5 protein-coding genes are annotated in these 5883 nt (G+C 53.7%); 3 read left to right on the top strand and 2 right to left on the bottom strand.

The window, feature by feature from the left end:
• On the top strand, positions 1-860 hold an 860-nt coding region (locus INT22_RS09255), incomplete at its 5' end, for a carbohydrate ABC transporter permease (protein WP_446718939.1).
• Between the two features lie 184 nt (positions 861-1044).
• Positions 1045-2166 (top strand): ABC transporter ATP-binding protein, encoded by a 1122-nt coding sequence (locus INT22_RS09250; RefSeq protein WP_193061599.1) that lies wholly within the window; start codon positions 1045-1047, stop codon positions 2164-2166.
• Between the two features lie 84 nt (positions 2167-2250).
• Here INT22_RS09250 and INT22_RS09245 read toward each other — a convergent pair whose 3' ends face one another.
• Positions 2251-3891, bottom strand: a complete 1641-nt coding sequence (locus INT22_RS09245; RefSeq protein ID WP_193061600.1) for a BCCT family transporter — start codon at positions 3889-3891, stop codon at positions 2251-2253.
• 84 nt (positions 3892-3975) lie between these two features.
• Positions 3976-5514: a choline-sulfatase gene (betC, locus tag INT22_RS09240; RefSeq protein ID WP_193061601.1), complete on the bottom strand. Its 1539-nt coding sequence runs from the start codon at positions 5512-5514 to the stop codon at positions 3976-3978.
• Positions 5515-5621: 107 nt separating this feature from the next.
• Here betC and INT22_RS20590 point away from each other — a divergent pair.
• Positions 5622-5883 (top strand): LysR family transcriptional regulator (locus tag INT22_RS20590; protein ID WP_226912546.1); only part of this gene is annotated, 262 nt, incomplete at its 3' end.

The raw sequence follows: 5883 nt of genomic DNA, 5'->3' as shown, positions 1-5883 counted from the left end.
GGCAAACGCCCGCCGCACGGCTGTTGCGTGCCGTGCTTTATGGCGTACTTATTGTGGCGGGGCTGTTTTATATCCTGCCGCTGGTGGTCATGCTGATGACCTCTATCAAACCGTTGAGCGAGATAAGTGCGGGGACGTTACTGTCGCTGCCGCAAAATCCAACCCTTGAGCCCTGGACGAAAGCCTGGGGAGAAGCGTGCACCGGTATGCGCTGTGAAGGTGTCGGCGGTTATTTTTGGAACTCCTTTGCGATTGTGATTCCTGCAGTGCTGATTTCCACTATGGTCGGGGCGTTAAACGGCTATGCGTTGACCAAATGGCGCTTTAAAGGCTCTGAGTTGGTCTTTGCGCTGATGCTGTTTGGCTGCTTTATCCCGTTTCAGGTAGTGCTGCTGCCAATGGCACAAACCCTGGGCTGGTTAGGGCTTTCCAGCTCACGTGCAGGGCTTATTCTGGTGCATGTGGTTTTTGGCATTGCCTTCACCACGCTGTTCTTCCGCAACTTCTACGTCGGAATTCCTAACGAGCTGGTCTCTGCGGCGAAGCTGGATGGCGCTGGGTTCTTCCGTATTTTCTGGCGCATTTTATTACCGGTTTCCGCGCCGATTATTGTGGTGTCAGTCATCTGGCAATTCACCCAGATATGGAATGACTTCCTGTTTGGCGTAGCGTTTTCGGCTCACAACACCCAGCCGGTGACGGTGGCGCTCAACAATTTGGTCAATACGTCCACCGGTGTGCGTGAGTACAACGTCGATATGGCCGCCGCGATGATTGCAGCGCTGCCAACTCTGGTGGTGTATGTGCTGGCCGGAAAGTATTTCGTGCGCGGGCTGACGGCAGGCTCCGTGAAAGGCTAATAACAACTAAGTGAATGGCAGCAACCATTTCTAGACGGTCAGAAGCAGCCCTCGGCGGGGGCGCTGTGAACCCATCCATGGGCGCTACTTTCGCCATCCATGGCGAAAGACCCCCGCTACGGGCTGCTTTTGACCGATCCAACTAAGTGGAGTTTGTCAGTCGCTATACAATGGGGTTTTCATTATGGCAGCGTTAGAAATTCACAACGTGCGCAAAGAGTTCGGCAGCGAGCGGGTGCTGAAAGATGTCAGTATTTCGATTGACTCCGGTGAGTTCCTGATTTTGGTGGGGCCATCTGGCTGTGGTAAATCCACGCTGATGAATGCCATCGCCGGGCTGGAGCCAGTGACTAGCGGCAATATCTATATCGACGGCGAAGACGTCACTTGGCGCACGCCCGCTGAACGGGATATTGCCATGGTGTTTCAGTCCTACGCGCTCTATCCCAGCATGACCGTACGGCAAAACATCAGCTTTGGGCTGGAAATGCGCAAGGTGCCCAAAGCCGAGCGGGTCGGTGCCGTAGAGCGCGTGGCCGACCTGCTGCAAATCTCCCACCTGCTTGAACGTAAGCCTGCCCAGCTTTCGGGTGGCCAGCGTCAGCGGGTGGCCATGGGGCGGGCGCTGGCCCGTGAACCCAAGGTGTATCTATTTGACGAGCCGCTATCAAATCTGGACGCAAAGCTGCGGGTGGATATGCGTACCGAGATTAAAAAGCTCCACCAGCGCTTAGGCACCACAATTGTTTACGTCACCCATGACCAAGTTGAAGCAATGACCCTGGCCGACTGCATTGCGGTGATGCGTGATGGCAATATCCTGCAGCTTGGTAGCCCCGATGAGGTGTATAACAACCCGGTCGATATGTTCGTCGCAGGCTTTATGGGGTCACCATCGATGAACTTTATTCGCGCGACGCTAGAGGCGGCGGACGATGGCTATGCACTACGTATTGCCACCCCTGATGAAGACGATCTCTTGCTGCCATGGCCCTCTGGACGCAACGCAGCGGGGCTTGTGGAACAGCTGAATAAGCCAATTATTCTTGGGCTGCGACCAGAACACTTCAGCGAGGAGGATGTTCGGCTGAGCGAGCAGGCGGAAGGGACATTAATGGAGGCCAAGGTAAGCGTCGTTGAGCCGACAGGTGCTGATATTCTGCTACGCCTGCCGCTGGGAGAGCAGGAAATCACCGCTAGGGTAGGGCCTAAATGCGCAATTGCCCCCGGCGAACGCTTGTCGCTACGCGTCGATATGGCCCGCGCCGTGCTGTTTGATGCCGAGACTGAACAGCGCTTGGCTTGAAGCGTTAGTGTTATGTCGTACTGATAAGTAAAGAGCCTCTGCTGATGTTAGCAGAGGCTCTTTACTATCGTCCTAATGTCCTCGTTAGCGGCGCATATGCTTTAACTCGCCATTAAGCGCTTTAATGATCGAGTAGCACATCAGCAGCATAACAATTGAGAATGGAATGGCCGTTGCTGTCACGCCTGCCTGAAGCGCTGATAAGCCGCCACCAATCAGCAGTACGATAGCGATAAGCCCCTCAACAATTGCCCAAAACATGCGCTGTGGGCGGGGAGCGTCAATTTTTCCGCCGGCCGTGATAGTGTCGATCACCAAAGACCCCGAGTCTGACGAGGTAACAAAGAATATCAGTGCCAACACGATACCTAAGGTGGACATAATACCTGTCAGAGGCAGCTCATTAAGCATGCCAAATAGCGATAATTCAGGTCTGTAGTTGTCGATAACATACTCTTTAACCAAGCTGCTGGCGGGGTTTGCGTAGAGCTGATCTAACGCCGTAGCGCCAAAGACGCCCATCCAAATAAAGATGAACAAGCTGGGAACAAGCAGCACACAGAGCACGAACTCTCGCACTGTACGGCCTCGTGACACGCGGGCGATAAACATGCCGACGAAAGGTGCCCAACTGATCCACCACGCCCAGTAGAAAATAGTCCAGGATTGACGGTAGGCATCATCGTCACGGCCGAAAGGGGCAGATAGAGGCAGGAAGTCAGCAACATAGGTGACAAGCCCGGACATAAAACCGCTTAGCGCAATCAACGTAGGGCCGGCAAACAATACAAAGAAGAAAAACAATACGGCCAGGATCATATTGAATTCAGACAGCTTCTTTAAGCCGCCCTCTAGTCCGCGCCATACTGACACTAGCGCGACTGCCGTTACCAGCACGATGACCATCACCTGGGTGGTGGTGTTTACCTCCATGCCAAAGACGAAGTTCATCCCCGCATTCGCTTGTTGTGCGCCAAGCCCAAGGGATGTGGCCAGTCCGAAGAGGGTGGCAAACACTGCCAGAATGTCGATGGCATGACCCCACCAGCCCCAAACACGTTCGCCCAGAATTGGAAAAAATGCTGAACGTATCGAAAATGGCAGGCCTTTGTTATAGGTAAAAATGCCCAGTGCAAGAGCCATCACAACATACACTGCCCAGCCATGCAGCCCCCAGTGAAGATAGGTGCCCGCAAGCCCCATGGCACTAGCATCAGCAATAGCGTCTGGGTTCAGTGTTCCGTCACTTCCGAAGGGCGACGTAATACCTAAAGGCAGCGAAACATTGGCGTGATAAACCGGCTCTAGAACGCCAAAAAACAGTAAGCCGATGCCAATGCCAGCAGTGAACAGCATTGCAAACCAAGAAAGATAGCTATGATCCGGGCGAGCGTCAGGCCCCCCTAGCCTGACTGATCCATAAGGCAAGACCACGAGTGCCAAGCAAAACAGAATAAAGAAATCCACCAGGATCATGAAATACCAGTCCAGGGTTCCCGTGGAAAAAGCGACGATCGACTGAAAAATGCTCCCTGCGCGTTCAGGAAATAGCAGCGTAAGGATAATAAACACGACCGAAGAAAGGGCGGATACAGCAAAAACGCGATTATGGATATCAAATCCGATGGGGCCAAAGCTCCCCTCGATATTATCCTGCCCGACCACGTAGTCGGTTTGCATATCACTAGCCATAGGCGGCGACTCAGGGTCGCTTTTAGTGCTCATAATAGAATTTCCCTTATTATTAATAATGGGCGCATCCGCCGTCTTATCATCTTTATTTTAGGGTGGTAGTGGTTAAATGATGAATCAACGGTTGTTTGTTACGGAGGCGGTGGCTGATAAACGTGCTCGACGCTCTAGGTCGTCCAAGTCGATGTTGTTACGCATATACTGGGTACTGGCATCGAAAGTAGGCTGATAATCCCATGGCGTCACTTTGCCTTGCTTAAGGGCCCGCGAAACCAGTTTGCGGCGCCGTTGACTGGCAATCACCTCATTATGCATTTGCTCATAGTCCCAGCGACTGGCGACCTCATTGCGAAACTCCTTACATAATTCCTGATAAGCAGGGCTTTCGGCGAGATTGTTGAGCTCTAGCGGATCAGCTTCGAGATCGAATAACTGATCTGGGTCTGGTGCAGTGTGGACGAATTTGTAACGACCGCGACGAATCATTAGTAGCGGTGCAATAGCCCCTTCGCCAAGATACTCGCCGATTACCTCGTCGTGACCACCGTTACCCGTCAGGTGCGGCAAGAGGCTGCGACCATCAATCGGCACGGCATACTCCGGTGCACTTCCACCGTGGGCTAGTTCGGCAAACGTTGGCAGCAGATCCATGGTCGACACCGACTCACGCACCCTGCCTGGAGTAAAGCGTTGTGGCGCATGGATAATCATTGGCACGCGTGCCGAGCCCTCGAACCAGCTCATCTTGTACCACAGGCCGCGCTCGCCGAGCATATCACCGTGATCACCGGAGAAGACAATGATGGTGTTTTCATCGAGGCCAGTCTCCTTCAACGCTTTAAGCACGTCACCGATTTGATCGTCGACATAGCTTAGCGCCCCATAATAAGCATGGCGCGCGTTGCGGATTTGCTCATCGTTGATGGTGCCCTCATCGCACTGGTAAACATGACGCAGCCGCTTGGAGTGTGGATCCATCAGCTCTCGTGAATAGGGCACCCGTGGCATGTCGATGGCGTCGTGCTGGTAGCGGTCCCAGTACTCCTTAGGGATGGTGTAAGGGTCGTGTGGGTGCGTCATTGAAACGGTCAGGCAGAAGGGACGCTGCTCGCCATTGCGGGCATAATCGTAAAGAAAGCGCTTAGCGCGGAAAGCGACTTCATCGTCGAAGTCGAGCTGGTTGGAGCGCACGCATGGCCCCGCCTGAATCACCGACGACATATTGTGGTAGTAGCTAGGCCGTTCATGAAAGTTTTCCCAGTCGACAAACCAGCCATAGTCGGCCGGGTAGATGTCGGTGGTCAGCCGTTCCTCGAAACCATGCAACTGGTCAGGGCCGCAGAAATGCATCTTGCCGGTGAGGGCGGTGTAGTAACCAGCATCGCGTAGATAATGGGCGAAAGTGGGAGTGTCCGCTGGAAAATCAGCGGCATTGTCATAACCTCCAATGCGTGACGGCAATTGACCGGCCATCAGCGTAAAACGAGATGGCGCGCACAGCGGGGTGTTGCAGTAGGCTGAGTCGAACACTACCCCTTCGTCTGCCAATCGTGAGAGGTGGGGAGTCTTTACGATGGGGTGGCCGTGGAAGGGCATCGCTGAGGCTGCTATCTGGTCGGCCATCAGAAAGAGAATGTTAGGTTGTCGAGCAGTCATGTGCAGAAACTCCAGGTCGTGGCGCGTATCAATTCTTAACCAGTCTCTCTGCTAATCCGTTATGCTGTAAACTGGCTATTTTTTAATGTTTCCCATTAGGTGAGCTAATGTCAGCGGCGGGTAAAAGGGTGTCGCAGAATGGATTGAGAGTCTTTGAGGCAGCAGCCAGACATCTGAGCTTTACTGCAGCAGCTCATGAACTGCGTTCGACCCAGTCGGCGGTCAGCCAGCAGGTTCGGGCGTTGGAAGAAGAGCTTGGCTTGCGGCTTTTTGACCGGGTATACCGTGGCGTGCGACTGACCGAATCTGGTCATGCGCTGTTTGCCAGTGTTCAGGAGGGATTTTCGATCATCGAGGAAACGATCGAAC

Origin of the sequence: Halomonas sp. 3D7M (assembly GCF_014897885.1) — a bacterium.
In the GTDB taxonomy this organism is placed as follows: Bacteria; Pseudomonadota; Gammaproteobacteria; order Pseudomonadales; family Halomonadaceae; genus Vreelandella.
Note: the sequence above shows the minus strand (reverse complement) of the source record. Positions and strands in the feature narration are given on the sequence as shown.